The organism is Kocuria sp. (assembly GCF_030536815.1).
Taxonomy (GTDB): domain Bacteria; phylum Actinomycetota; class Actinomycetes; order Actinomycetales; family Micrococcaceae; genus Kocuria; species Kocuria gwangalliensis.
Genome location: NZ_JAUNPE010000167.1, coordinates 1 through 1517 on the forward strand (window position 1 = coordinate 1; position 1517 = coordinate 1517).

The window sequence follows — 1517 nt, forward strand, 5'->3', positions numbered from 1 at the left end:
AGCTCGACCGAGGTGAGCGCGCCGTCGTCGGCGGTGACCCGCATGTACGTGCAGTGTGGCTGGCGGCGTCGATCCGTGGGTGAGCCCGGGTTGAGGAGGCGCATGCCCGCGGGAGATACGGAATCCCAGGGGATGTGACTGTGGCCGAAGATCAATACGTCAGTGTCCGGGAAGGCCTTGTCCATGCGTTTCTCGCGCCCGGTCGATGCTCCGGACTCATGCGTCATGGCAAATCGCAGGCCCTCCATGTCCCAGTGAACGGTCTCGGGCATGAGCTCCCGTAATTCCGGACCGTCATTATTGCCCCACACGGCGATCAAGCGCTGGGACCTGTTCCGGAGGGCCTCAAAGGTGTCCAGGTCCACCCAGTCGCCGGCGTGGATCACGACATCTGCGGCGTCGACCTCGTCCCACACCTGATCCGGGAGGGCTTTGGCGCGCTTGGGGAGGTGGGTGTCGGCAAGGAGAAGAATGGATGTGCTCACCGCTCTATTGTGGCGCTCAGCACTCAATCACGTTGACCGCCAGGCCACCGCGGGATGTTTCCTTGTACTTGACCTTCATGTCCGCGCCGGTCTCACGCATGGTTTTCACGACCTGGTCGAACGAGACCTTGTGTTCGCCGTCCCCGTGCATGCACAGCCGCGCCGAGTTGATGGCCTTGACGCTGGCAATCGCGTTGCGCTCGATGCACGGGATCTGCACCAGACCGCCCACGGGATCGCACGTCAGACCCAGGTTGTGCTCGATCCCCAGTTCGGCGGCGTTCTCCACCTGCCGCGGGGTGCCACCGATCACGGCGCACAGGCCCGCCGCCGCCATGGCGCACGCCGAGCCCACCTCGCCCTGACAGCCGACCTCTGCGCCGGAAATGGACGCGTTTTCCTTGATGATGATGCCGATTGCCGCGGCGGTCAGGAGGTAGTTGATCACTCCGTCGTCGTTGGCATCCTCCATGAAACGCGTGTAGAAGTGCAGCACCGCCGGGATGATGCCCGCCGCACCATTGGTGGGCGCGGTGACGATGCGACCGCCGGACGCGTTCTCCTCGTTCACCGCGAGCGCCCACAGGTTGACCCAGTCCATGCCGCGCATGGGGTCGTTGTCCGCTTCCTTGGCGCGCAGGCGACGCCGCAATTCCGGCGCCCGACGCCGCACTTTCAGTCCCCCGGGCAGCGTCTTCTCCTCGCGCGTGCACCCGTTCTCCACGCACTCCTGCATCACGTCCCAGATGTGCAGCAGTTGAGCCCGAGTCTCCTCCGCGGGGCGCCACGATTCTTCGTTGGCGATCATGACCTGGGCAATGGACAGACCCTCGGTCTCACAGACGGCGAGCAGCTCGTCACCGGTGTTGAACGGGTACTTCACGGGGGTGGTGTCCGCCACGACCTTGTCCGAGCCGGACGCTGATTCGTCCACCACGAAACCGCCGCCCACCGAGTAGTAGACGCGTTCGCGCAGAAGCTCGCCGGCGGCGTCGTAGGCTTCGAAACTCATGCCGTTGGGGTGAGTGGGCA

General features: G+C 64.9%; 2 protein-coding genes. Both read right to left on the reverse strand.

Annotation, left to right across the window (positions count from 1 at the left end):
* A partial coding sequence (locus tag Q4E95_RS11390; RefSeq protein WP_303383420.1) for a metallophosphoesterase occupies nt 1-485 on the reverse strand: 485 nt, incomplete at its 3' end.
* A gap of 16 nt (nt 486-501) precedes the next feature.
* The coding region (locus Q4E95_RS11395) for an L-serine ammonia-lyase (protein WP_303383421.1) at nt 502-1517 on the reverse strand (1016 nt) is incomplete at its 5' end.